Here is a 24,848-nt window from a genome sequence, read left to right as displayed (position 1 = left end):
GACAGGGGCAGCGGCGACCGCCGTGCACACCATAACGATAGCAACTTGATGAACGAATTCTGGCAACACTGTTCCGCATTGCTGGAGCGTGAGCTTACGCCCCAGCAGTACGTGACGTGGATCAAACCCTTGGCCCCGGTCGCCTTCGACGCCGATGCGAACACGTTGAGCATTGCCGCGCCGAACCGCTTCAAGCTCGACTGGGTCAAGAGCCAGTTCTCCGGCCGCATCGCGGATATGGCCCGCGATTTCTGGCACGCGCCGGTGGACGTGCAATTCGTACTGGATCCGAAGGCTGGTATGCGCGGCCCGGCGGCCGCAGCGCCGGCTCCGTCGTCTGCGCGCCCGGCTTCGACCGCGCCGCAAGGCGGTAATGCCGGCGGCGTCGCAGCCATGGATGCCGCTGTGGGCGCGGTGCAGGCAGCGCATGGCGCGCGCGCGAATCCCGCAGCCGCGGCAGCGGCGCTCGCCGCGCAAAACGCGAATCCGCGCAGCGCCGCCGAAGATGCCGCCGACCTCGATCTGCCGAGCCTTGACGCGAACGAGGCCGCCGCTGGGCGCCGCACGTGGCGTCCGGGCCAAGGCGCGGGTGCGGCGGCAACCAGCGAAAGCGACTCGATGTACGAGCGCTCGAAGCTGAACCCCGTCCTGACCTTCGACAACTTCGTGACCGGTAAGGCGAATCAGCTCGCCCGCGCCGCGGCGATTCAGGTCGCCGACAACCCCGGTATCTCGTATAACCCGCTGTTCCTGTACGGTGGCGTGGGCCTCGGCAAGACCCACCTGATCCACGCGATCGGCAACCAGTTGCTGATGGACAAACCCGGCGCGCGAATTCGCTATATCCACGCGGAACAGTACGTGTCCGATGTCGTGAAGGCGTACCAGCGCAAGGCGTTCGACGACTTCAAGCGCTACTACCACTCGCTCGACCTGCTGCTGATCGACGATATTCAGTTCTTTTCGGGTAAATCGCGCACACAAGAGGAATTCTTCTACGCGTTCGAGGCGCTGGTCGCAAACAAGGCGCAGGTGATCATCACGAGCGATACGTATCCGAAGGAAATCTCGGGTATCGACGATCGCCTGATCTCGCGCTTCGACTCCGGTCTGACGGTGGCGATCGAGCCGCCCGAACTCGAAATGCGCGTCGCGATTCTGATGCGCAAGGCGCAATCGGAGTTCGTGAGCCTGAACGAGGACGTGGCGTTCTTCGTCGCGAAGCATCTGCGCTCGAACGTGCGTGAGCTCGAGGGCGCGCTGCGCAAGATCCTCGCGTATTCGAAGTTCCACGGCCGCGAAATCACGATCGAACTGACCAAGGAAGCTCTGAAAGACCTGCTGACGGTGCAGAACCGGCAGATTTCGGTGGAAAACATCCAGAAGACGGTCGCCGACTTTTACAGCATCAAGGTCGCGGACATGTATTCGAAGAAGCGTCCGGCGAACATCGCGCGGCCGCGTCAGATCGCGATGTACCTGGCCAAGGAACTGACGCAGAAGAGCCTGCCCGAAATTGGCGAGCTGTTCGGCGGGCGCGACCACACGACGGTGCTGCACGCTGTGCGCAAGATCGCCGACGAGCGCAGCAAGGACGCGCAGTTGAACCACGAACTGCACGTGCTGGAACAGACGCTGAAGGGCTAAACGGGCCGGCCGCACGCGACAGTGAAAAGGGCGTGGGCGGCGGGAAGCGCTGTGTGCGCTGTGAGATAGAGAAATGGGCAGGGGACCAACAACCCGGCGGCGCAGCCGGGTCCTGACGCGAAATGGCAAGGGACGCGACAGCAAGCGAGCAGAAGCGGCGCAAAAACGTGGCGAACCCCCGATGAGTTTGCGGTGCAACCGGCCCGAAGTGGCGGAAAAACGCGCCCGCAAACCAGAAGCACCGGGCAGCGGCATGAAAAACCGTCGGCGATCCGGATCACGCCTTGCAAAATCGACCTGTTTATTCCCGAACTCGCCCCCATTTTAGTGAGGCGGTCCCGTTTTCAGGCACAATACAGGTTTAACCGCCCGGCGGCGACGGGCGGATTTCACGCCGTGTCGGGCGCTTTTCAGGGCGCCGGCGGGGAGCCGTGGCTGCACGCTGAAAAGCTTGTCCCGTAAGGCGTGCAGGCCGTTATATCAACGAAGGAACCCTATGCAACTGGTCAAGACCGAACGCGACAACCTCCTCAGGCCGCTGCAAACCGTGAGCGGCATCGTCGAACGCCGCCATACGTTGCCGATCCTCGCCAATTTGCTGATCACGAAGAACGGTCCTGACGTGTCGTTCCTGTCGACCGACCTCGAGTTGCAGATCACCACGCGCGCCGATTTCGGTGTGAGCGGCGAATCGGTCGCGACCACGGTGGCGGCGCGCAAGCTCCTCGACATTCTGCGCGCGATGCCCGACGGCCAGGTCACGCTGACGCTGAATGACAAGCGCCTGACAGTGCAATCCGGCAAGAGCCGTTTTGCGCTGCAAACGCTCGCCGCGGACGAATTCCCGACCGTCGCTCAGGCTAAAGACTACGGCGCGAGCCTCGTGGTTCCGCAAAAGACGTTCCGCCAGCTGCTCGGCATGGTCCATTTCTCGATGGCCCAGCAGGACATCCGTTACTACCTGAACGGCATGCTGCTGGTGGTGGACGGCGATCAGCTGATGGCGGTCGCGACCGACGGCCACCGTCTCGCGTTCTCGTCGATGAAAATCGAGGGCTCGTTCGCGCGCCAGGAAGTGATCATTCCGCGCAAGACAATTCTCGAACTGCAGCGCCTGCTCGAAGACATCGACGACACGCTGAACATCGACATCGCGCAGACGCAGGTCAAGTTCACGTTCGGCCAGGTCGAACTCGTGTCGAAGCTCGTGGAAGGCAAGTTCCCCGACTTCCAGCGCGTGATTCCGAAGTCGCACAAGAACAAATTCCTGATCGGTCGTGAAGAACTGCAGCGCTCGCTGCAACGCGCGGCGATTCTGACGTCGGATAAGTTCAAGGGCGTGCGCTGCATCGTCGAGCCGGGCCAGTTGAAGATCATGTCGACCAACGCCGATCAGGAAGAGGCGCAGGAAGAACTGGAAATCGCATACGACGGCGACAGCGTCGATATCGGGTTCAACGTCACGTATCTGCTCGACGTGCTCGCGAACCTGAAGGTCGACATGTTGCAGGTGAGCCTGGGTGATGCCAGCTCCAGCGCGTTGATCACGATTCCCGAGAACGACGAATTCAAGTACGTGGTGATGCCGATGCGCATCTGACGCGTCCAACATCAAGAAGAACACCAAGGGGCGCAGCGCCCCTTTGGTGTTTTTATGGCGTTTTGAAAAGTCCAGAGCAGCAACCTCGCAGTAACGCAGAACCGGAAAAAATCCATGACTGACATGAACAATACGCAGCCCGATAACAGCTACGGCGCCTCGTCCATCCAGATCCTCGAAGGTCTGGAAGCCGTGCGCAAGCGGCCTGGAATGTACATCGGGGATACATCGGATGGCACCGGTCTGCACCACCTCGTGTTCGAAGTGCTCGACAACTCCATCGACGAAGCGCTCGCCGGGCATTGCAACGACATCCAGGTGATCATCCACGCGGACAACTCGATTTCGATCACCGACAACGGCCGCGGCGTGCCGACCGGCCTGAAGATGGACGACAAGCACGATCCGAAGCGCAGCGCCGCTGAAATCGTGATGACCGAGCTGCACGCCGGCGGCAAGTTCGACCAGAACAGCTACAAGGTGTCGGGCGGCCTGCACGGCGTGGGCGTGTCGTGCGTGAACGCGCTGTCGGCGTGGCTGCGCCTCACGGTGCGCCGTGACGGCAAGAAGCACTTCATGGAGTTCCACCGTGGCGTGCCGCAGAATCGCGTGCTCGAAGAAACCGACGGTGTGGTCACGTCGCCGATGCAGGTGATCGGCGAGACCGAAAACCGCGGCACCGAAGTGCATTTCATGGCCGATGAGACGATTTTCGGCAACGTCGAATATCACTACGACATTCTCGCTAAGCGGATTCGCGAACTGTCGTTCCTCAATAACGGCGTGCGGATTCGCTTGCTGGATCAGCGCTCGGGCAAGGAAGAAGATTTTGCGTTCGTCGGCGGCGTGAAGGGCTTTGTCGAGTACATCAACAAGAACAAGTCCGTGCTGCACCCGAATATCTTCCACATCATGGGCGAGAAGGATGGTGTGGGCGTCGAAGTGGCGATGCAGTGGAACGACAGCTACAACGAAAACGTGCTGTGCTTCACGAACAACATTCCGCAGCGCGACGGCGGCACGCACCTTACCGGTTTGCGTGCGGCGATGACGCGTGTGCTGAACAAGTACATCGCCGATCATGAAGTCGCGAAGAAGGCGAAGGTCGAAACGTCGGGCGACGACATGCGTGAAGGGCTGTCGTGCGTGCTGTCGGTGAAGGTGCCGGAGCCGAAGTTCAGCTCGCAGACGAAGGACAAGCTGGTGTCTTCGGAAGTGCGCGCGCCGGTGGAAGAAGTGGTCGCGAAGGCGCTCGAGGAATTCCTGCTCGAGACGCCGGGCGACGCGAAGATCATCTGCGGCAAGATCGTCGATGCGGCGCGTGCGCGCGATGCCGCGCGCAAGGCGCGTGAGATGACGCGTCGTAAGGGCGTGCTCGATGGCGTTGGTTTGCCTGGGAAGCTCGCGGATTGTCAGGAGAAGGATCCGGCGAAGTCGGAGATTTATATCGTCGAGGGTGACTCGGCAGGTGGGTCGGCGAAGCAGGGCCGGGATCGGAAGTTTCAGGCTATCTTGCCGCTGCGCGGTAAGGTGCTGAACGTCGAGAAGGCGCGTTACGACAAGCTGCTGTCTTCCGAGCAGATCGTTACGCTGATTACCGCGCTTGGGTGCGGGATCGGCAAGGAAGACTACAACCTCGACAAGCTGCGTTATCACCGCATCATCATCATGACCGATGCTGACGTGGACGGTGCGCACATCCGGACGCTGTTGCTGACGTTCTTCTATCGGCAGATGCCGGAGATGATCGAGCGCGGGTATATCTATATCGCACAGCCGCCGCTGTACAAGATCAAGGCGGGGAAGGACGAGCGGTATCTGAAGGATGAGTCGGAAGTTAATGCGCATATTCTTCGCCTTGCGTTGCAGGGGTCGGAGTTGGTCGCTTCCGATGGTGCGACTCCGATTACCGGGGATGCGCTCGGTGAGTTGGCTCGGTCTTATCTGTTGGCGCAGGCGGTGGTCGATCGTTTGAGCCGTCTGTACGACGCTGGCGCGCTCGAGGCGGTGATGGATGGCGTCGCTGTCGATCTCTCCAGCGAGCAGGCGGCCGAGGCTTCGGCTCGCGCGCTCGAAGCGAAGCTGCGGGATGACGCGCTGAAGCCTGATGTGACAGTGACCACGATGTATGACCCTGTGCGGGAACTGCGCTCGCTGCGCGTCGCGCGGACGCATCATGGGAATCAGAAGATTTCCGTGATCGATGAAGAGTTTCAGTTGACCGCGGATTATCAGCAGCTTGTTAATACCGCCAATACGTTCAAGGGATTGATTGGGGCTGGAGCTGTGATCAAGCGTGGGGAGCGGAGCATGGCTGTCACCGACTTCAAGAGTGCGATGAAGTGGTTGCTTGCTGATGCTGAGCGGAATATGTCCAAGCAGCGCTATAAAGGCCTCGGTGAGATGAATCCTGAGCAACTTTGGGAGACGACTATGGATCCGCAAGTGCGGCGTCTTCTGAGGGTGCAGATTGAGGATGCTATTGCTGCTGATGGCATCTTTACTACGCTGATGGGGGATGATGTGGAGCCGCGTCGGGCTTTCATTGAGTCTAATGCGCTTAGGGCGGGGAATATTGATGTTTGAGGTGTCGGATGACACGGAAAGTGGAATTAGTGCCAGCAAAATGAAAAATTGCTGACATAGATAGTGAAAAATCGAGCGAGAATTCCTGAGTCTAAGACTTTGGTCCTCGCTCGAATCTGCCGCAATGCGGGCATGCGTTACTGCGGGGACATTAGGCGTTATCTGGCGACGTCGAGTTCGAATGCCGATTCGGCAACGGCCAGTCGCGTTCATAACCGCTCCTACGGATGCCACTTCAACAGCAGGGATCTAAGATGCCGACTTACAAATACTTGGGTATGAAGTACTCGCAAGGCGATTCGAGCACCGAGTTGGTGTCCTTCTGCGCTGCCGCAGACGATATCGTCGCATGGGGCGGGGTGCCTGCAAAGAACGAACGGTTTCACGGCGGCTTTCAACGCGCACTCGGCGCGCGTTATCGAAAAATCATCGACTTTTTCAACTCAAATCAAACGTCGCCGGGCGCTGTCGTCGTCGCATTTCGAGAAGGACAACTGACCTCGGAAAGCTTGTCCATCCCTACCACTTGGGGTGGAGATCAACTTTCGTATAAGCCGGACTTAGTGCAGATAAGCTTCACGGTCGACGATGACGAGACGTTGACGCTGGACGAACTTCGGAAGAAAGTGGCACTTCTGCTTGCTCCACGGGTCGGCGTGGATTCGCTGGTTCCTGCCGGTACGAACGGCGATGTCGAATCAGGAACTTCGGCGGCCGCCGAAGGAGAGGACGGCGACGCCGACACGCAAAATGCCGATACTGAAGGCGAGGAGGAGTTAGACGTCGGTCAGTCCAAGCTCCGTGACTTCTATGAGTTCATCAGCGATGATTCGAAAGTGCTCGAGTGGCTCGGTAAAGAAACAACGAGAATCGATGCCGTTAAAGCAAAAGGCTCGTTGAACCAGGAGGACAAGGAATTCGTAGCCTTTACGCCGGAAGAGAAATTGAAGGCGACGTTGAAGTCGCTACTTCGACCGGCGATGATTGTTGACGGGCAGCACCGTGTCAATGGAGCAAATGAAAGCGATAAAGACGAGATCGTCTTCACGGTATGTGCGATCAAGGATGCGGACTGGATCGAGCAAGTGTTCCAATTCGTCGTCTTGAATAAGATGGCGCGACCGATATCTAAGGATTTTCTCACCGAACTCTTAAACACGTCCCTAACAAACTCTGAAATTGAGGAAATTGACAAAAAGCTGGAGTCAGTTGGAATCAAGAATTCGGATCGAATCATCCACAAATATATCAATCACGACCCAAGAAGTCCTTTCCTCGGGACTGTCGCCGAGGCGAGTGAATCCGCGGGGTTTGAGAAAGCTGGAAAGCTTAGTCAGCAAGGGATGTTGACCGTTGCTAAACGTTGGCGGGCCATCGACAAAGGTGGAAAGAGCTTGGAAATGGCGATGTTCTCGCCTGCGCTCCAAGCGTCAAACCTTACGCTCACTCGTGAAAAGTGGAAAAATTACGAGACTTGGGTGCCCTTCTTCTTCACGTTTTGGTCAACTCTGAAGGAACAATATTCGAAAGAGCAGGTGTGGGTAAAAGAGCCTCACTTTCACCTGCTTTATATTGTTACGCTCCAGGCGCTACAAGACGTGTTCTTAGAAAGCAAGGCGGAAGGTGATGCAAGGTTTACGTCATTAGCCCATTTTGCAGAACAGGTACGCGAATTTTTTGATGCCGTGCCTGGCGCATTCTTTCAAAACTGGTCGGCGACGGGTCTGCAGAGCGGTACTGGTTGGGCCGACATAAAGGACGCAATCAGATCGTTTCGTAAGGGGCAGAAACTTTCGACCGTCAAAAAAGAGTCTCCCCTTTTCAGGTAGCCGAAATTGTTGCACGCGACGCTATACATGGAACCGCTTTTGCGGTTCCTCGACATAGTCTCCCGGGGGAAACGAGAAGATCGCCGTGCGCTCGCGTTGTTATCGAGCGATGCGCAGCGTCTGTTTGACGCATCGTTTGATGCTGTAACTAAGCTGGCCTACGGGTCCTCGTCATCAATACGTGCCCACGCGTCACTGATGGCGATCGTCCGGATACTATGGAACCTCGCACCAGTTGAATTGTTTACCCAACCGTCGCCGAATTTTAAATATCTGGCTAGGCGGACGATCGAAGAACGTTTGAGTCTTGGTGCAGGAAACGAGCAACTGATTCGCGACCTCGCTTTGGTATTCAAACGAATAAGATTTTTCTACCGACACGGACGGAATACGACGTCGTTCGATCCTTCAAGCTCGGCTCAGCTTTCGATTCTGCACGCTCAAGGATGGCGCTGCGCGCTTTGCCTGTTCCCTTTTGAAGACGACTTAGATTTATATGCGGCAGAAGAAGAGTCGGTTGTCGTTGATAGACACCCGGCAGTCGAGAACGAAATTCGACTGAAGGAAATGTATCGCAGACCGGAGCTCGACCATATCATTCCCCATTTGCTTGGCGGCGATGATCCTGAGAACTGGCAAATACTCTGTCGGTCGTGCAACTCGGGTAAAAGCGATGCGATTAGCGGTCTATCGAGGCATTTTTCGCATAGCTCGGTAAGAACAGGTGATTTTTCGGAATTCGGCGCGAGTAAACGGTTTGCAGTGGTTGCGGATTACAGAAGTAGCTCGGAAAACCTTCCGGTGCCGACTGCAGATCAATTTTTGCGAGTATTTCGCAGAAATCGGTCTGGATTTCTGAATATCGAAAATCTGTGCTGCGAACTTTGCTAGCTCGCATTCTGGGCGCGATTTTTTCGCGGCATCAAAGGTCTTCTTACACCCATTCTTCGAGCGGCGTCGCACTTACCTGGGTTGCCCCCGAGTAGGCGCAAGCATGGTGGAGGGTCGGACCTGCGTATACGCTTGCTCAACGATAACGTTGAACTTTCCTGCCTCGGACGATATGCTAAAAACCCGTACCCATGCGTGCGGCCGCGCGGGAGAAGTACAGCCTCTGGCACTCGCGCACGACCTCGAGCATACTTTTTTCGGACGAATCTAGGGTGGGTATGTGGCCAACGGTTTAAAGAAAAGATTGGGGATCATCTTGGCAAACACCGGAAATTCGCTTCTTTCGGAGAGCGACCAGCACAGCAATGAGTTGAGGAATCGCATCAATAATCTCAACAATCTTTGGTTCATTGCGGATTCGCCGCTTTTTATTGACGCGAAAGCCGTTGGCCGCCTTTATGACACAATTTTTCAACCTGAGTTTGAAATTGCGTCCCGTACGCAGGGCGTCGGGGGTACCAAAGCCACTCAACTTTCCGCTGAGATATCGGGTGCTGGAGAGGCTTCAATCCCGACATTCGTGAAAATGTCGGCGACCGCGAAGACTGGCACGACACTGTCGGCGGGTTCAAACACCAGTAAATCTGTCACGGAAGTTGCGGTTCGCTCTGCCGAGCGAATGCAAGAGGCACTGATAAATCTATACGTGTATTCCTATCCAGATCGCATATTTTTTGTCGATAATGAGTTGATTCAGCTGAGGGATTTGGAGGGAAAGACGTATTCTTGGCAGGAAATTGAAGCGAAATTGGATATTCCAGGCATCCGGCCATTGATCGTGCTTGAACTTGGGAAAGGAACCAAATTGATGCCGATGTTTGGCGAGTTGGTTTCGGGACAGGATATCGATCTTTACCATCGTTTTCTCGATGCTATCCCGCATGACGAGTCTCGAACGGTTCCGACATATCCGTCAAAGAATGCCGCGAACTACGCTCTCACATCGAAAGAATATTGGTCCGCTTTTTGGGCAGTCTTTAATTCTCAAAAGGCCATGCGGGTCATTGAGGAGTCGACGCGAGCCGGTGGAAGATTCGAGTGGATTGATTATCGATTGGTCGGCTTCGAACCAGATAAGAATCCGATTCCACTTCATTTACATGTTTCACCCAGAGGCGAATATTCGACGGGAACGTTCGCCTATCAGTTTGTTCGTCGAGGTGAAAGCCATGGGCTTAGGATGGTTGGTACCCTGAAAAAGGGTGCCGACATTAATATCTTATCTGTATATGAACGGTGAGATTAGTAAAAATTCGATCCTGTGGATCACCGACGCAGACAATACGTTGTGGGATACTGATCTAATCTTTCGTAATGCGCAATTGGGCTTGCTTCAGCTAATAGAGGATGCGACGGGGTTCTCGGTGGGCCCGGTCGATCGGCTAGCCTTCGTGAGGGAAATCGATCAGGGTATAGCTCAAATTGACCATCGCGGTCTGAAATATCCGTTTGGTATGCTGGTTTCGGCGATTGCAGGTCGTCTTCAAAGCCAGCCACCTAATACTGCGATTCGGCAGGCTGTACTTGGTACGGATGTCTTGCCGGCGCATATCACGGAATCCCTAGTCTCTGCTTTCGATGGGATGTTGAAAGAACTTCCACCGTTACGGGATGGCGTGCGCGAGGGTTTAGAAATTTTGGCTGCTGCAGGTGCGAAAGTGTTTGTAGTGACCGAGGGAACCCGGGGGCGAATTGAGACGACTCTAAGGGCGCACGCTTTAGAAGGCTTCGTGGAAACAATTCTGGCCGCAGAGAAAAATAACAGTCTCTATGCCAGACTTGGTCGAGCGAGGGCCGGTACGTGGCGTTGGGCAATTGGAGATCAGATTGATCGCGATGTTTTGCCAGCGTTGGCTGCCGGCTTCCAAGCGATTCACTTTCCAGGCGGATTCATGCCCGCTTGGCAAAGTGGCGAAAAAGTTGGCGCCAAGGCGTATTTCTCAGTCGACAATTACCTTAGCGCAGTGAAAATCGCGATTGATTTTCGGAAGACTGAAGGCCATTCGCCGATTGGCTGAAAGCCTATTGCGTTCCGCCCCGCTGTTGACTCACATGCGGCGGGTGTTCGGAATATTGCGAGGCGTTCTAGAATAGGTCTTTTAAGCTGGGGATAGATCGCATGCGTCTCCACTTGCGGTCCTCTCGACACGGACTTTCGAAATCGTGGGTATGGATTTGGAGAGCTCTTCAAGGATAAAAGCGCATAAGCTCTCCAACGTTGCTGGGCCGAGCGTCGTGATTTCATCCAAAAATCGATGATCGAGAAGCTCTCGAACACGCTCAATTTCTCTACGCAAGAATCCAAGATCAATGACCATCTTGGTCGTCGGATCGGGCGTACCCCGAACAAATACCTGCGCATGATAGGTATGCCCGTGAATGCGACGGCTTCCCTCAGCATCGACCTCGCGATGTAGAGTATGAGCGGCTTCAAAGTAGAACCTCTGGCTCAGTTCATAGTTCATTGCAATATCCAACTGCAGGCAAGTTCGTCGGAAGTCTTAGTGGCGCATGCGATTACACTGAGGTCGCCGACACGAAGGTTTCATACCCTCTCTGTCTCAGTTCACACGCAGGACATGTACCGCATCCATACCCCCACTGATGTCGAGTCGTGTGGTCACCAACATAGCAGGTGTGGGTTTCATCCAGAATCAAGTCGACCAATCGCGTTCCACCCAGTTGTGATGCCATTAGCCAAGTCCGCGCTTTGTCGATCCACATCAAAGGGGTCTCGATGACAAGTGGCTGGTCCATACCCAGTGCGATGGCTACTTGAAGCGCCTTGAGTGTGCTGTCCCGGCAATCTGGATAACCTGAATAGTCGGTTTCACACATGCCACCGACCAGCACTTGCAGACCCCGTCGATACGCCACGGCGGCGGCCAGCGTAAAAAACAGCAGGTTTCTACCCGGAACGAATGTATTTGGCAATCCATTGTTCTGCATCTCAATGGCTTTGCCAGCGGTGAGTGCCGTGTCGCTGATCTGCCCAAGAATAGAGAGATCAAGCATATGGTCGTCGCCGAGTTTGCGTGCCCACGCAGGAAACTGTTCGCGCAAACTCGTCAATACTGTTTGCCGACATTCGAGTTCGACAGCATGCCGCTGTCCATAGTCGAATCCGATGGTTTCGACGTGCTGGTAGCGGTCAAGCGCCCATGCGAGACAGGTGGTCGAGTCTTGGCCGCCAGAGAAAAGAACCAATGCGTGAGTTTTCATTAGTGCACCTTGCTTACGAGTTAGCAACCTGCCGCGGTTTGCGCAGCGCACGCTTCATGGAGCGAACGAGATAATTCGTCAGTAGGTCGATATCGCTCGGCGTGTTCTGAATGCCATTCCACGGACGCTCGTCGTACGGTGCAAGTTTCCATTGACCGCTCGTCCATGCGGTGTATTCCTTCAGCAGGTTGAGACCATGCTCAAACTCCGCTCGAGTCGTCGCACCCTCACTGGAATAGAGAAACTCCATCACGAATCCCATGGCCACGACACCGGCACCGTGACGCAGACGTGATGTCTTGGGACTCATGCCGACCCATTCGCTTCCAAAGACCGTGACAACTGCCTCGAAGAAGGCGTTTACGAATTCGTATGCACGATCCTCAAAATCGCCGTCCTTGATGAACTCGCGAATAGCGCCGTCGGAGGCGGAGTTCATCACGAGCTTCTGCATGGCGGTATCGCTCAGAACTCCCTTCGGGTTCGTATGCTGACGAATCTCACCATATAGCGCAGAACCACGCGTAAAGTTCAGGCGGTCAACAATGCGTGCAGCAAATTTGCGTGCCGTAAAGCGCTCCGGCAACCCCTCGACGTTTGGCAGCAACTCATAAATCAGCGTCTTGGGCAGCGGACGGGTATTGTTGACCAGGACAAATTGTTGCCGCAGTTCGTTGTAGTCTTTGCAGATAAGAGCGGAGACGAACACCTGGAAGCCCGGCTTCGTGATGCCCGACAACGCGCTCAGTCGCTGCTGGCCGTCAACAACAAAGCCGGGTTTGCCGTCGCCAACTCTAATCTCAATGTCTACAACGCCATCGCCCTTGTCCTTCACCTTGACGCCACCAATGAAGGCGACAATGAGTGCATTCGGCAGGAGTGCGTCTTCACGCCGCAGATAATCTCGAATCTCCTTGATATGCGTGGCGATCTGGTGGCGCTGGAAACCACGCAACTGGCCGTTCTCCTCCCGGCCGACGCGTTCAATTTCTGCAAATCCCCAGATCTGCTCAGGGGTTGCAGCAAATGTAAAGACATCGTGCTCCGGGGCCTGTGATGCACGAATTGCCTTGAATCGGTAGATGCTCACAGATGATTCTCCAGAGTACGTTGCAAGTGTTTGTGATAGACCCCGAGGTTATGAAAACCTCGGCGCTTGTTTCGATTGCTTGAACGAAAAATGATGACGTCGACTCCCGCACTGCGGCAGATTGAGCAGCGACAGCGTTTCCACGGTGCCTCGTGGAGCGTGCGCTCAACGAGCGCTCGCATCTTCAGGAGTTCTTTCTCATGTTTTTCAATTGTGAGCCCGTCGCCAAGTGTCAGGAACCGCTGATAGTCCATGACGGCATCAAGTGCAGCGGTCGCCTTTCCTCCACCGCCATCAAACTTGCGCAGCGCGGCCAGTGCTCTCTGCTCCCGCTTCTGAAGATCCTCAGCACTAAAAATACCGCGCTTGATACCCTGCATGAGACGTGGGTTCTCGATAGCCTGCGGAATGCGGACGGCCGCGTAATAGTCCAGCCCCCCTTTGGGTGACTCCATGTAGTAATTTGCCTTCGCATCCTTGAACGCCCGGATGAGCGGAGATGTGGAATCAAAGCTAGTAATGCCGAAATTCGTGAACTGATGGATGGTGTCGGCTTTGGCAAACCCAAGCAGATGTATATTCGTTTCCGGCTTTATCGCATTACGCAGCGCGTGAAGAACCTGCTTGATGACATCAACCTTCAACGGAACGAGACCTCCGATCGCCAGGTAGCGATACCCCATCTTTTCCAGTCGGACGGCGGCATCGGCCATGCTCGCAGGCGACCAACCTTGGACGGCCCCAAGCGGCTCGAACGGATAATCCTCTGCATCCGTCAGGTGCAAAAATTCCTCGGCGTTTGCTAGCGTGATGTCAAAGCGCTCAACAACTCCGGGTGCCATTGCGCTGGCCGGCGGGTTGTCCGTCAGGCAGTCGAAAATGATGTGGTCAGGTGACACGCCGTGGGTGAAACCCGCATCCGAGTAGAACTCAACGACCTCCTGTGGCGGATAGGCTGGAGTTTTGCTATTGGCATAAGCAAATGCGCCACAGTCGCCGAGGACCATCGCGTTCTTAAACTTTGGACCGCCGTAACGCAGAAACTTACGAACACCATCTCGCAGCATTCGCTGCTCTTCGGCCGTCGTATATCGCACTTTCGAGTTGGCAACACCAGCCGCCTGCCGGACGGCACTCATGGATACGAGCAGTCCGTCGTACGGCGATGGCGTCATGAGTTCGTGCGCATACATGTCATCCCAGTAGCGACGCCGACCGGGTGCATTTACATCGTTTATGAAGTCGTACCCCGGATCAACATAGTCCTGGGTATCGGAATAGAGAAATTTCATTGTTTCATGGTGCTCGTATAAGCTCGGACCAGTGCGTCCTGCAACTTTCTGATATCGCGATGTGTGTTCTGGATTTCGTTCCAGGCAAGACCCAGCGACTCCCAGGTGCCGTTGGTCCAGCGGCAGGCAGGCGCCATCTTTTCAAGCTCCTTGCGTACCGTCTTGTAGTCCTCGCCAAGTCCTGACAGACGGGCGTAGATCCGGTCCATAAGCACGCCCATTGCTTCGATACCTGCTGAGTGCATCAAGCGACTGCTTCGCGGATCCACACCCCACGCCTCCGGGAATACGTCACGCACTGCTGACCAGTAAGTTAAGAGGACGTGATACATACCTTCAACGTCTACGCCATCCCGACCACTTGACTTATAGGGAGCGAGCGCGCCCAGTGGGTTGTTCATGCTATTCCGAATCATGGCGATAACCGCCGTATCGGTGATCACGCTGGTACTGCTGCCCTTCTCCGAAATCCGCTTGATCAGCTTGTGAAATGGAGATTCGGGATCACGATTGAGCAGGTTACAGATCTCCGACGGAACCTTGCGCACACTCAGTTCGCGAGGCAGCAATATACTGCGAGTCTCAGGCAGCAGTTCGTTGATCAACCGGGTGGGAAGCGGCTTCGCCTTATTGACCAGAATGAACTGCTCACGCTGGATTTCCAGACTATCGGATACAAATCCGACGACCGGCACGGGAATGCTCTTGCTTCCCGTCTGCGCTAAGGCAAGTGATCGCTGCTGTCCGTCGACAATCCAGGCAACCCGTTGGCCTTCGTCGTAGACAGGGATCGTCAGGGTTCCCGCTTGCGCAATTCCCTGGTCGCCAGTTGGCTTCGTACCACGAGCTGCAGCGAAGTGCACTGCGGGCGACATGGCTAAGATGATCGCGTTCGGGAATAGCACATTCCCTTGATTTAAATAGTCGACAATTCCTTTCACATGGGAGCGAATTTCTGGACGCTGAAAGCCTTTCAGCTCGTCAGACTCATCGCGCTCCACCCGCGAGATGTCCGCGACCTTGATGATGTCTGAGCCCTGAATGAAAAAAGCAAAAACATCCAGTTCTGCGCCTTGAGTCGTTCGCAGCGCGCGTACCACGATCTCTTTTCTCGCCATAGCGCCATTAGCCCTCGTTTGCCAGATCTTGTTGGAGACGGCACCAGAGATTGCGGAACCGCGATTGTTCGCAGGCAACTAATGCCTCGTCGCGCAGATACCTGAGCAATCGTGCTGATGCGCCGTCAAACCGATCCCAGTTTTTACGCAGAAGAGTCAGAATTTCACTGTCAGTTTTGCGTTCTCTTAGCGGAATGACCGGCTTCTTTAGTGCGAGCATCGCTGCCGATACAGATGCCCTTGCGTCGTCAACAGAGAGTTCGTGTCCGGTCAGCACCTCAATGAAATGGCGCAGCGCACGCTGGGGAAAATCAGTACGCGTGCCGACATATGACGAGCCCTCCAGGCGTTCATCGTAAGGCAGTGCGACATGGCGAGCATGCTCGGGCACAAGAGTCCGTCCGTGATCGGACGTGATGATTCGAACTCTACTAAGCTGCCGCTGCGTCAGGGACGCCAAGTCTTCCGCAATTAGGGCGATGTAGCTTCCAGGGAGTGCGAAGAGCGCGAGGGCGTCCGCATTGCTTTCGAGCAATGCGCGAACTGAGCGTTGCTGCCCCAGTTCCGTTGTCAACGCCGTCCACCAGTCACTCGGCCTTTTGCCCAGATGAGTGAGCAGGGGCTTCAGCGAGTTGTCACCTTCGGCAACGGTCAGGTTGTACGACGGGATCGCCTCCGTAGCACCAACAACGCCAAGTCCCGCAGAGACGATGTACAGAGTTCCGCCCAGCGAGGCGGCGACCTGCCTTGCCTCGGAAAAAGCGCGGCCCATGTAGATATCTTGGGCCTCTTTTGAGGGGCGCACTTTTCTGATCGCCTTGCCCCAGCGTGCTGCGACCGATGACAGCGACCCGTTCATGTCGGCAGCGGTCAGGGTAACGGTGTCGTCACCGACACGCTTTCTGTTGGTGCAGTTGGTAACGATGATCACTCTACGTGTCATAACTGCGCGCACGATCGTAATTTTACCCCCAAAAACTGCACGCTAAAGATTTCGATAGTTTCGCACTTGTCGCGACAGACTTCCAGTGGCGCGGCCAATTACCTCACTTCAAGTTGGTTTTGAGTTCGGGCACAACAGCGCACCGAACTGTTTCGGGCGCGGTATTCGGCGGATAAGACAACCCTGCGCACCTTCTGAACAGGCTGGCCGATGGTGAAACGCGCCCACGGTCCTTCTTCGCAAAAGAGCATCCCCGTTCTTGTTGCGTTGCCTTTTGACTATCAACAGATTGTTCAAATAGTCAAGAACTATTTATTGATGGCTGATTTGCAGGCTGACCCAATCCCCTCGTCTAACAGCGCCCATGTAGGCTTAAGGATTCGTTCGTTTTGGGCAAGACGGGTAAGCCTACTAGTAGAGGGAAGCGGGGGGATAGAGGCATCTGGGGTCATCAAAACAGCGCGCAGGACAGGACCCTGATGAGGTGGTTTCAAGTAATTTTTTCGTAATCTCGCGGCGCCTTCGAAGATTCAGCGCTATCGCTCAGGCTCGTTGTTTTCGTGCTAACCGTTGTATCGAAACCGATTTTCCACTTAATTGGACGCCAAGGTGCGGGTTTTGGTAATCCAGAAATCTTCTTTTGGATCAATGACTTAGATGGTATCGCGGGCTTGACATACCCGCGGTGGCTATCTACGCTGGTGGTGATCTATTTGCCTACCACGAGTCGAGATGAGCCCCTTTTCTCACTACCTGCATGAACTACGCATGCGGCACGAGATTCGTCAGTCTGAACTGGCGGAGTTGCTGGGGTACGAGCAGAGTTACATTTCTGCGCTTGAGATAGGAGCTAAGGGGCCGCCCACTCCCGAATTCATCGAAAGGCTCGTCGTCGCGCTTGACATGAGTCAAGCGGAACGGGCAGAGGTTCGTTGCGTCGCCGAGGCCTCGCAGCGGAAGTTGGCTGTGAACGCTGACTCCCCTCAAGACGTGTATTGGATGCTCAAGGAGTTGCGCGAACAGGTAAATGAGCTGCACCCCGTGCAAATCAAGATGATTCGTGACGCGCTCGAATTGAAAGGGTCGTTTGTTGATCCTGAGCCCGTTCCAGTACGGCGTATTAAAAGGCGTCGACGTGAGGAGGTCAGAATGTAAAACGGGACAAACCTTTCGGCTTGCCCCGCTGGTTGCAGGCACCTAACGATACCCGCAGAGTTCGCACCTCCAGTATCGTCACTGCCTCAAGTGGCGTCAAGCCCTTCCACCCCTCGTATGGACAACGCAGGTGTCAAAACCACCGAGCGCGGATGTTCGTATGTCCACGCGCGGGCATATGGATCTGGAACGGACGTCGTATTAGCCAAGCCTGAGGGTTTGTTGATACGACGGGGGGATAACCCATGTCTGCAAAAGCATGGCAAGGCACATGGCGAGGGCAGCTACCGGACGGGCAGATTCATGATCGCGCGCGGCAGATCATCCGTCCGTCCGGCGGAATCGTGCGCGGCAAGTTCCCGAGTCGCAAGAACGGCCGCATGGTTCATCACGAAGGTCTGCTTGAACTCGACGCAATCTACCTATTCGAGATGTCATCGCGTATCGCGAGCTACCGGGAACAGCCAATCACTTTCTGCTACCCGGACGGTGCGCGTTTGCGCCGCTATACCCCCGACTTTGAGCTGACGTTGACTGCCGGGGAAAATGTCCTAGTCGAAGTGAAGTCGAAGTTTGGCTTGGAGCACGACGAAGTCCGGCACAAGCTTTATTGTGTCGCTCAGCATCTCCACCGCTCAGTCAAAGAATTTGTTGTTCTCGATGACGGCACCTTACGACAGGAGCCACGCCAATCGAACTTGCGCCGAATCTACCATCAAGCGCCGCGTGTGCCACCTTCGACGGGTGCCTGTCAGGCAGCTCTTGAACGATTCCGACACCATTTTCCGATGTCTATTGCATCCGGTGTTCATCTCCTTGGAGAACGATGCATCGACCCGTTCAGCCTCTTGATTGCTGGCCTGCTTCGTTGCGACATTGACCGGCCACTTACGGCCAACACGCTGCTGTATCTGATGGAGGAAGACGATGCATGGTTTTGCATTGACCAAGGGCATGGCATTTGATTGGGACGGGGTCAGCTTTCGTATCGATCGCATGCAACCTAACGGAGACGTTGTTCTTGAGCGTATCCGTGACGGTCACGTTGTGTTGGCGACGTGCGATCACCTGCTATCGGAGTACGTCCAAGGACGAGTGTCTCGGACGCGACCCCATGTGATTGCATCAAGCTCCCGAACGCCGCCGATTTATTCGCGCCCATTGGTCGAGTTACCAGCGCGCGTTCAAACTGAAACCACACGCCGCTGGCTGTACGTGCAGGCGTTGTTGGATAGTGAAGGCATTGTATTTACGACAACGGTCATGCGGCCGTTCATCGCTGAAGTAGCGGCCAAAATCGGCGACGCGCACCCCCCAAGCGTCACGACACTTTATCGGTGGTACTCCCGATATCGGTTACATCAAGATACGCGGGCGCTTGTCCCACGCACGGATCGACGAGGATGTCGCAATCTAAAGCAAGACGCGGATATTCTCCGACTCGTGTCTGAAGCGGTAGAAGAAGCATTTGCCTCATCGCCACTGGCCACAGTGCAGAACGTTTACGCCCGACTGGCTGTCAAGATCGAGATCGAGAATCGCCAGCGAGTCGCGGCCCAGCAGCTTAAACGCCCGGCCTTAAGAACGGTATACCGGCTGTTCGCTCGTGTCGATGCATTCGAGCGGATCGAACTACGGACGGGCACGGCTGCGGCAAACAAACGTCTGCGTCTTGTCAGGACCGGAGTTACGACTGAGAACATTCTTGAGCGTGCCGAAATTGACCACACACCGCTGGACCTCTTCGTTATAGACGAGAAAACCTGGTTGCCCTTGGGGCGGCCCACTCTAACCGTAATCCTCGACCACTTTAGCCGAATGCCGCTCGGCTATCACTTGTGTTTCGGCGCTCCGTCGACGGTCGCCGTTATGGGAGCGTTGCGGCATGCGATCCTACCTAAGGAGCAGGTCGCGCAGGTGCTGCCGAACCTAGAAATCGAGCATCGGTGGCCGTGTTATGGTCGTCCTGACGTGCTTGTCGCTGATAACGGACTCGAGTTCCACGGCAAGGACTTGGAGGGCGTTTGCTTCGACCTCGACATTCGAATTCAGTATTGTCCGAAGCATCAACCGCGCTTCAAGGGAGTCGTCGAGCGCTACCTGAAGACGATTAACTATTTTTTTGCGCATCAGTTGCCCGGTACCAGTTTCGCCAAGATGCATCTGCGTGGTGAGTACGATCCGCAGAAGCATGCGCTCCTGACATTGGCCGAATTCAAGCAAGTCTTCGAGAAATGGTTGATCGACGTCTACGCGCAGCAAGTTCACAGAACGCTCGGAATGACGCCTTGGGCGAAATGGCAAGACGGTGCATCGCGCCGAACGCCCACATTACCTGCCGACTTGCGCGACCTCAGACGACGAATTGGCCTAGTTGACGAGCGTGCGTTGCGGCGGGATGGTATCTGGCTGAATGGCATTCGGTACAGCGGTGATGGGCTGCAACCTATCCTCAACGCCTACGGCGAGGGCGTGCGCGTACGTGTGTTGTCCGACCCTGAAGATCTTGGAGAAATTGATGTTTGGGCACCGCAGGAGCAAATGCCTGTCACTGTTCTTGCTATCGACCAGAGCTATGCGCGAGGCCTTACCCTGCATCAGAACGAGCTGATCCGCGCTCGTCAGCGCGAATTCGGCGCGACTACCGAAGATCGCGCGGCGCTTGAACGGGCGAAGCACGAGTTAATCAATGCCGTGCAGAGCTTGATGAGCAGTCGCAAGCAGCGTGACAGACGCAAGGCAGCGATGATTCGTGGCATCAGCAGTTCCAAACCGAGTGCGGAGATTTCAATTCCGTCGCTCGCCACGAAAGCACTCGACACGGCGCCAAGGATTGCACCCGAGAAGACGAAGGATGATTTGCCGGTCGCTCGCTACGTGTCCTTTCGAGTAAAGCGTTGAGCGAGGGTCATGGACACTGTTTACGCAATTCTGGAGCGCTTCAACGAGGATCTGCTGCAGTTTCCCTCATACGTTGCCGCGTTCCATGAGATCGAGAGCCTCTTGCGTTTGCATCGCAATACGGGCATCGCCCAACACCTGCTCGTGCTTGGTGAAAGCGGCACTGGCAAGACAACACTGTGCCGAGACTTTGTGACTCGATATCCGCGAGTCAGGCTGGTGGAGCGAGATGTTGTTCCAGTAGTGCATGTCTCAATTCCTCCCGCGGCTACGATCGCTAGCGCCACGGAGGCAACGCTAGCACGTCTGGGCGACCCATCTCCTACGACTGGCACCGTGTCGACCAAGACAGCGCGATTGATCAAATTGGCGAGATCGGAGTCAGTTGAACTTCTTCTCTTCGATGAGGCACAACACATTCAGGACAGGGGAAAACTGCCTACGCAATATTTGGTCGGTGACTGGCTGAAGACAGTGATGGACGAGATCAATGTACCAACGGTGCTGCTTGGCTTGCCTCGTGTGGCACGGTTGCTTCAAGTGAATGAACAAGTGCGACGTCGATTTTCGCGACGTCGTTATCTGCAAATGGGGCAGCATGGTGAGACGAGCGTTGAAACAGAATGCTTGCAACTCTTCCTATCTCTCGGAGACAACTTCCCGATTCCAGTATCCAGCGGTGCATACGGTTGGAGCGAAATGGCGCAGCGAATCTACTACGCTTGCGACGGTCGGGTAGCGTACATCAAGAAATTACTCTCAGGTGCGATTCGCATCGCAATGGAGAGAGATCTGTCAGAAGTTGCGCCGGTGGTGCTCGAAGAAGCTTTTTCCACGGAAGTCTGGTGGGAGGGCGTGGGTGAGTTAAATCCGTTTAACGGGAATTTTCAGTTTCGGCGACTGAATCGGGCCGACGAGCCATTTGAGCATGCGCTGTCCGGTGGGGGAAATACCAGATCGAGGCGCGCGCCATGATCGCACATGGAAACTTTCCTGTTCGTTCGAATTACCGGCAGGGTGAAAGTCTGGCTGGTTTCGTGTACCGGCTTCACTGCGAAAACGGTCATCTATTGCCGCGGCGTACCTTTCGTCGGATCGTCTCGATCTATGGCGATAGTATTTGGGGTGTGGATCCATCGGTATACGAAGAGATCAAGGCGCTGGTCGGACACGAGCATATATTCAACCCTGAGGTTTGGCACAACGCTATGTCGCAAATTCGCGCATTGACTCCAGCCGAGCATCTGTTGCAACGATTGAAGGCCGATCAGTTCGCGATCTGTCCAGCATGTCTCGGCGCGTATGGCATGCATTTGGGGGTGTGGGAACTTCCGCAAGTCACCGCATGCCCAATTCACAGTTGCGTGCTGTTGACCTATTGTGCGCGCTGTCATAGCCGATTTACGTGGTCGAAACTCCAACTTGATTGGCGATGTCGTTGCGGCGATCCGCTGGCAACGATGTTGGCTGCGCCGGCCGAAGATGCAGCACGCGCGCTGGCGAACGCCATCTGTGGAGCGCGCGACGTGCAGAGACCTGTCGGCTATCTCATTCCATCACGCGGTGACATGAGCAATGCAACCCTCGAGTTGGCCACCATCTACAGGTTGCTTAAATGCTTCCATGGCTTGCGACGGCTAGTCGTCGATGTCGTCATGCCAGGCCACCACTCAAGCTCGTTGCGCGCGTGGCATGCCTCTCGAGCACGACGACGTCCACATCTGTGGGAATGCTCTCTCGTCGCCGGATGGCCTTTCGGCTTTCATCGGACCTTAGTACGGCTAGCCCAGCGCGTCTGCAGGTCTGATAGGTCGACTTTCGTCGTAGCTGGCGAACATTCACCAATTCAATATGCATTCGATCATCTCGCGAAAATGAGCCTATGCCATGGCGCTATCCACCCACTGAAGAGCGCAACAATCGATCTCATCGCCAACTTCGTAGCGCCCTTCCGAATGAACATCCTGGTTTTCTACCATCCTCGGTTGACGAACGAGCAGCGGGCAGCCCGAGTGAGACGACTTGCGGAATGGTGGCGAGCTCTTGAACCGCTACTCCGGACGCGCGGCGACATCGAGATTCAGGCTTCTATATGGTTGACCCATCCCGTCAGCCGAGAGAGTAAGGAGGCGCTCGTCGTGCGTCTCGTAAATCAGCTCGTTGACATTGCCCACATTGGCATCGGCGTCCAGAGGTGCGCGGCAGCGTTTTCCATGATGCGTACCGCCATGTGTATGCGGCCAACAGAGGGAAATTCGGATACGTTGATTGCGGCATTGGCTACAAAGCTGATGATGCTTCCGCCAATATTGTTGATTGATCTGATTGAACGTGCCGAGCGGATTACTTTGGAGGCGGACCCGTGACCTCAGAATGCGTTCGGTTGCCGGTCCGGCCTCGCCCAATCGCAGACGAGTTAGCTATCGGCTATTTATTGCGCGTTGCGTCAGCGAATGGCTATAACGGTCCGCGCGAGTTGTCAAGCGCACTAAAAAGACGAGACTGCCGCGCAATTACACATCTGAGCGCGGCTCTGAATTTGCGTCCGCGTGATTGGAGGTTGTTATTCGGACCGCTGCCACATTATTTGGATTGCGGCCATGCTCTTCCGCCAGGATTACGGCCTGACGATTTCAACCACCACTTCATGCGGTGGTGTCCGGACTGCCTTGCCGAGTCGCCCCATCTACGAGGGGAATGGGGACTCAAACTATGTTGTGCATGCGTCACTCATGCCGCCTATCTATACGATCGATGTCCACACTGCGACAGTCAACAGCGTTTTGTGCGTGCGGAGGTGCATGTTTGCGACTGCGGTTTCAAGTTGGCAGAATGTGCATTGTCGCCTGCGCCTGCATCTTTGTTGAAGTTGCATCGGATGCTCAGTGTCGCAGGAATCCGAGGCCGTGGCTCTAATGAGTCAGAGCCGGCGTTAAGCCTCACGTCTTGGCTACGCTTGGTCAAGTACCTTGGATCGCTAGCTCAAGCGCCTCTCACTCTGTGTCCCGGTCAAGTCGCTGGAACACATCATCTGCATGTGTCGATCGCTCTGACGACCGGAGCCGCAAATCTGCTTGTTGATTGGCCCACGAACTTTGAATGTTTCCTGTCGGCTGTGCATAGCGCCGTGCCTTCGGCGACTCACATCGGCGATGCGTTCGGTTCGCTGTACAGAGTCCTCTATCGCGAACTGAATGCCCCAGCGTTTGCTTTCCTGCGTGAAGCATTCGAAGATTATCTACATCTAAACTGGTTTGGATTACTCGGGCGGCGCAATCGCCGACTTAAACCAGAAACGGTCGCGGAGCACTCGAGCAAATCGGTCGGTGAGATTGCCCGAGCGGCGAACGTGGGCGAAGCCGCCATTCGTCATCTCGCAGTTTCAGGGGTCATTTCCGCCAACGTTGTGCGACACCCGTCAGGACGCACAACTTGGATCGTTCCTGATACCGCAGTCGATAGAGTAACGAGTTACGCGGCGGACAAAATGTCGTTGTGTCAGGTTGCCGAGCTATTAGGTTTGGCGAAACGTCGCATTCGTGAGTTGGTAGACGAAAAATTAGTGTCAGCCTGGATTCGACCAGGAGTGACTGGCGCGGCAGCATGGTGGCTGTCCAGAGCCGATAGTGAGCGCATTGCCGAGATCGGCGCATCCTTGCCAGAGGTCAGCACCGTCGCACACAGTGACGTCGAGATGACACATGTTCTGAGGACGTGGCGGCTACGAAAAGGAGAGTTTCCCACCCTAGTTCGCTCCATGCTCTCAGAGGACTTTCACCTGATTGGTAGGGTTTCTGCGCGGCACGGACTTGGCGGCGTAGTAGTCGCGAGGGAGGATTTGCGCGCCTGGATCGACAAGCAACGTGCACGAAGCGTGGATTCGATGTCGGTAGATGGTGCTGCAAATCTGCTGGAGTTGAAGCAACAGGTGGTCTATGAACTGATTGAACGCAAGCTCCTCCAATGTGAGATAGTCGACGATGGCAGGAAGACGTATCGGCACGTGCATCGCCGGTCGATAGACGATTTTCGCGCGGCCTTCGTATCGCTAGTTGAGATCGCGCGTCGGCATCGATCCAGTTCACGGCGGATGCTTGGGATGATCGACGCTCGGCCTGTATGTGGCCCAACGATCGATGGCGCGAGGCAGTATTTTTACCGGCGCGAGGACGTAAAGGACCTTTGTTACGCTGTTGGAGATGTCGATGAAGATGGCTAAAGTGATAGACAGTGACCGCGGGCAAGCGGTGATTTTGCCCGATGAATTTCAGTTCACATGTTCTGAGGTATTCGTCCGTCGAGATCGACTGACGGGAGACGTTGTGCTATCAGCCTGTGAACTTTCGCCGTTAAGGAGCCGAAACCGTTTTCGGCATAAAGGCGCCAAGGACTTTTCGGCGTTTAGGCGCCGCAAGTCTTTCGGCGTATAGATGCCAGTAGATTTTCGCCGTAAAGGCGCCACTGGCGTCTGAGTCGGGCGCTCGAACTTCGCCAACCGCTACCCTCCCGGCACG

The 24,848-nt window shown here is 55.6% G+C and carries 19 protein-coding genes and 1 pseudogene; 14 read left to right on the top strand and 6 right to left on the bottom strand.

The window, feature by feature from the left end; all coding sequences use genetic code 11:
• The first annotated feature begins 48 nt into the window (after positions 1-48).
• From dnaA to AB3X89_RS20045, 7 genes are all read left to right on the top strand, one after another.
• Positions 49-1,647, top strand: coding sequence for a chromosomal replication initiator protein DnaA (gene dnaA, locus AB3X89_RS20075; RefSeq protein ID WP_368584817.1), 1,599 nt, complete (start codon positions 49-51; stop codon positions 1,645-1,647).
• 496 nt (positions 1,648-2,143) lie between these two features.
• Complete coding sequence (gene dnaN / locus AB3X89_RS20070; RefSeq protein ID WP_368584816.1) at positions 2,144-3,247, top strand: DNA polymerase III subunit beta; 1,104 nt, start codon at positions 2,144-2,146, stop codon at positions 3,245-3,247.
• Positions 3,248-3,361: 114 nt separating this feature from the next.
• Entirely contained in the window at positions 3,362-5,833 is a 2,472-nt protein-coding gene (gene gyrB / locus AB3X89_RS20065; protein ID WP_368584815.1) for a DNA topoisomerase (ATP-hydrolyzing) subunit B, read from the top strand.
• A gap of 254 nt (positions 5,834-6,087) precedes the next feature.
• Entirely contained in the window at positions 6,088-7,662 is a 1,575-nt protein-coding gene (locus tag AB3X89_RS20060; RefSeq protein ID WP_368584814.1) for a hypothetical protein, read from the top strand.
• 27 nt (positions 7,663-7,689) lie between these two features.
• On the top strand, positions 7,690-8,553 hold the full coding sequence (locus AB3X89_RS20055) for an HNH endonuclease (protein ID WP_368584813.1): 864 nt from the start codon (positions 7,690-7,692) through the stop codon (positions 8,551-8,553).
• A 316-nt stretch (positions 8,554-8,869) separates the two neighbouring features.
• The gene (locus tag AB3X89_RS20050; protein WP_368584812.1) at positions 8,870-9,853 is read left to right on the top strand and encodes a hypothetical protein; all 984 of its coding nucleotides are present in this window, start codon (positions 8,870-8,872) and stop codon (positions 9,851-9,853) included.
• On the top strand, positions 9,843-10,631 hold the full coding sequence (locus tag AB3X89_RS20045; RefSeq protein ID WP_368584811.1) for an HAD family hydrolase: 789 nt from the start codon (positions 9,843-9,845) through the stop codon (positions 10,629-10,631). Before AB3X89_RS20050 ends, AB3X89_RS20045 begins: the two co-directional genes overlap by 11 nt.
• Before the next feature lie 81 nt (positions 10,632-10,712).
• On the opposite strand, the gene AB3X89_RS20040 is transcribed toward AB3X89_RS20045, so the two are convergent.
• From AB3X89_RS20040 to AB3X89_RS20015, 6 genes are read right to left on the bottom strand one after another with little or no spacing between them, the layout of a single operon-like run.
• The gene (locus tag AB3X89_RS20040) at positions 10,713-11,078 is read right to left on the bottom strand and encodes a 6-carboxytetrahydropterin synthase (protein WP_368584810.1); all 366 of its coding nucleotides are present in this window, start codon (positions 11,076-11,078) and stop codon (positions 10,713-10,715) included.
• A 52-nt stretch (positions 11,079-11,130) separates the two neighbouring features.
• A complete protein-coding gene (gene queC, locus AB3X89_RS20035; protein ID WP_368584809.1) occupies positions 11,131-11,835 on the bottom strand; it encodes a 7-cyano-7-deazaguanine synthase QueC in 705 nt (234 codons plus the stop codon).
• Positions 11,836-11,848: 13 nt separating this feature from the next.
• Positions 11,849-12,925 (bottom strand): DGQHR domain-containing protein DpdB, encoded by a 1,077-nt coding sequence (gene dbpB / locus AB3X89_RS20030; RefSeq protein WP_368584808.1) that lies wholly within the window; start codon positions 12,923-12,925, stop codon positions 11,849-11,851.
• Entirely contained in the window at positions 12,922-14,217 is a 1,296-nt protein-coding gene (gene dpdA / locus AB3X89_RS20025) for a tRNA-guanine transglycosylase DpdA (protein ID WP_368584807.1), read from the bottom strand. Before dpdA ends, dbpB (AB3X89_RS20030) begins: the two co-directional genes overlap by 4 nt.
• The gene (gene dbpB / locus AB3X89_RS20020) at positions 14,214-15,413 is read right to left on the bottom strand and encodes a DGQHR domain-containing protein DpdB (RefSeq protein WP_368584806.1); all 1,200 of its coding nucleotides are present in this window, start codon (positions 15,411-15,413) and stop codon (positions 14,214-14,216) included. Before dbpB (AB3X89_RS20020) ends, dpdA begins: the two co-directional genes overlap by 4 nt.
• Positions 15,343-16,266 (bottom strand): hypothetical protein, encoded by a 924-nt coding sequence (locus tag AB3X89_RS20015; protein ID WP_368584805.1) that lies wholly within the window; start codon positions 16,264-16,266, stop codon positions 15,343-15,345. The genes dbpB (AB3X89_RS20020) and AB3X89_RS20015 overlap by 71 nt, the downstream gene beginning before the upstream one ends.
• A gap of 744 nt (positions 16,267-17,010) precedes the next feature.
• Here AB3X89_RS20015 and AB3X89_RS20010 point away from each other — a divergent pair.
• From AB3X89_RS20010 to AB3X89_RS19980, 7 genes and pseudogenes are all read left to right on the top strand, one after another.
• Positions 17,011-17,433 (top strand): helix-turn-helix domain-containing protein, encoded by a 423-nt coding sequence (locus tag AB3X89_RS20010; RefSeq protein WP_368584804.1) that lies wholly within the window; start codon positions 17,011-17,013, stop codon positions 17,431-17,433.
• Between the two features lie 245 nt (positions 17,434-17,678).
• Entirely contained in the window at positions 17,679-18,398 is a 720-nt protein-coding gene (locus AB3X89_RS20005) for a TnsA endonuclease N-terminal domain-containing protein (RefSeq protein ID WP_368584803.1), read from the top strand.
• A complete protein-coding gene (locus AB3X89_RS20000) occupies positions 18,361-20,334 on the top strand; it encodes a Mu transposase C-terminal domain-containing protein (RefSeq protein ID WP_368584802.1) in 1,974 nt (657 codons plus the stop codon). Before AB3X89_RS20005 ends, AB3X89_RS20000 begins: the two co-directional genes overlap by 38 nt.
• Before the next feature lie 9 nt (positions 20,335-20,343).
• Positions 20,344-21,309 (top strand): TniB family NTP-binding protein, encoded by a 966-nt coding sequence (locus AB3X89_RS19995; RefSeq protein WP_368584801.1) that lies wholly within the window; start codon positions 20,344-20,346, stop codon positions 21,307-21,309.
• Positions 21,306-22,700, top strand: a complete 1,395-nt coding sequence (locus AB3X89_RS19990; RefSeq protein WP_368584800.1) for a TniQ family protein — start codon at positions 21,306-21,308, stop codon at positions 22,698-22,700. The genes AB3X89_RS19995 and AB3X89_RS19990 overlap by 4 nt, the downstream gene beginning before the upstream one ends.
• Positions 22,697-23,065: pseudogene (locus tag AB3X89_RS19985) on the top strand (TniQ family protein); the annotation flags it as partial. The gene AB3X89_RS19990 and the pseudogene AB3X89_RS19985, both read left to right, overlap by 4 nt.
• 306 nt (positions 23,066-23,371) lie before the next feature.
• Positions 23,372-24,553, top strand: coding sequence for a hypothetical protein (locus AB3X89_RS19980; protein ID WP_368584886.1), 1,182 nt, complete (start codon positions 23,372-23,374; stop codon positions 24,551-24,553).
• The last annotated feature ends 295 nt before the right edge of the window (positions 24,554-24,848 follow it).

This window comes from Paraburkholderia sp. BR14320 (assembly GCF_040948665.1).
Lineage (GTDB): Bacteria > Pseudomonadota > Gammaproteobacteria > Burkholderiales > Burkholderiaceae > Paraburkholderia > Paraburkholderia youngii.
The sequence above is the reverse complement of the archived record's forward strand: the minus strand, read 5'-3'. Positions and strand labels throughout refer to the sequence as shown.

Excerpts from the sequence above, each read along its gene's own strand:
- dnaA (WP_368584817.1), top strand. The coding sequence starts at position 49 with ATGAACGAATTCTGGCAACACTGTTCCGCATTGCTGGAGCGTGAGCTT.
- dnaN (WP_368584816.1), top strand. The coding sequence starts at position 2,144 with ATGCAACTGGTCAAGACCGAACGCGACAACCTCCTCAGGCCGCTGCAA.
- gyrB (WP_368584815.1), top strand. The coding sequence starts at position 3,362 with ATGACTGACATGAACAATACGCAGCCCGATAACAGCTACGGCGCCTCG.
- AB3X89_RS20060 (WP_368584814.1), top strand. The coding sequence starts at position 6,088 with ATGCCGACTTACAAATACTTGGGTATGAAGTACTCGCAAGGCGATTCG.
- AB3X89_RS20055 (WP_368584813.1), top strand. The coding sequence starts at position 7,690 with ATGGAACCGCTTTTGCGGTTCCTCGACATAGTCTCCCGGGGGAAACGA.
- AB3X89_RS20045 (WP_368584811.1), top strand. The coding sequence starts at position 9,843 with ATGAACGGTGAGATTAGTAAAAATTCGATCCTGTGGATCACCGACGCA.
- AB3X89_RS20040 (WP_368584810.1), bottom strand. The coding sequence starts at position 11,078 with ATGAACTATGAACTGAGCCAGAGGTTCTACTTTGAAGCCGCTCATACT.
- queC (WP_368584809.1), bottom strand. The coding sequence starts at position 11,835 with ATGAAAACTCACGCATTGGTTCTTTTCTCTGGCGGCCAAGACTCGACC.
- dpdA (WP_368584807.1), bottom strand. The coding sequence starts at position 14,217 with ATGAAATTTCTCTATTCCGATACCCAGGACTATGTTGATCCGGGGTAC.
- AB3X89_RS20010 (WP_368584804.1), top strand. The coding sequence starts at position 17,011 with ATGAGCCCCTTTTCTCACTACCTGCATGAACTACGCATGCGGCACGAG.
- AB3X89_RS20005 (WP_368584803.1), top strand. The coding sequence starts at position 17,679 with ATGTCTGCAAAAGCATGGCAAGGCACATGGCGAGGGCAGCTACCGGAC.
- AB3X89_RS20000 (WP_368584802.1), top strand. The coding sequence starts at position 18,361 with ATGCATGGTTTTGCATTGACCAAGGGCATGGCATTTGATTGGGACGGG.
- AB3X89_RS19995 (WP_368584801.1), top strand. The coding sequence starts at position 20,344 with ATGGACACTGTTTACGCAATTCTGGAGCGCTTCAACGAGGATCTGCTG.
- AB3X89_RS19990 (WP_368584800.1), top strand. The coding sequence starts at position 21,306 with ATGATCGCACATGGAAACTTTCCTGTTCGTTCGAATTACCGGCAGGGT.